Origin of the sequence: Bacillus sp. NPDC077411 (genome assembly GCF_044543425.1) — a bacterium.
Taxonomy (GTDB): Bacteria; Bacillota; Bacilli; order Bacillales; family Bacillaceae_G; genus Bacillus_A; species Bacillus_A bruguierae.
Genome location: NZ_JBITWA010000007.1, coordinates 102,048 through 102,511, shown reverse-complemented (window position 1 = coordinate 102,511; position 464 = coordinate 102,048). Strand labels below are relative to the sequence as shown.

Here is a 464-nt window from a genome sequence, read left to right as displayed (position 1 = left end):
GTGAAACGGGTGTTGTAACAGCAGCACGTTTAAATGTTCGTAATAGTCCTGAAATAGGTAGTACTCTTCTGGGAAGTGTTCAAAAAGGAGAGAGTGTTACCATTATAGGAAAAGCAAATGGTTGGGCAAAAATTGAATACAAAGGAAAAGAAGGATATGTTTCGCTAAAGTTTGTGAAGTTAGAAGGTAAGGCAGCAGAGAAGTCGGCAGAAAATATTGTGACAGGTACACAAGAGACAGGAATAGTAACAGCAGTAAGTCTGTGGGTAAGAAGCGAAGCAAACAAAAGCAGTGAAATTCTCGGGGATTTAAAACAAGGCGAGAAAATAACGGTACTGGGGAAAACAAACGGCTGGGCGAAGATTACATACAAAGGAAAAGAAGGATATGTTTCGCTAAAGTTTGTGAAGTTAGAAGGTAAGGCAGCAGAGAAGTCGGCAGAAAATATTGTGACAGGTACACAA

1 protein-coding gene is annotated in these 464 nt (G+C 40.1%); it reads left to right on the top strand.

Going from position 1 to position 464, the window contains the following annotated elements:
* The coding region (locus ACIGHG_RS11615) for an SH3 domain-containing protein (protein WP_396548527.1) at positions 1-464 on the top strand (464 nt) is incomplete at both ends.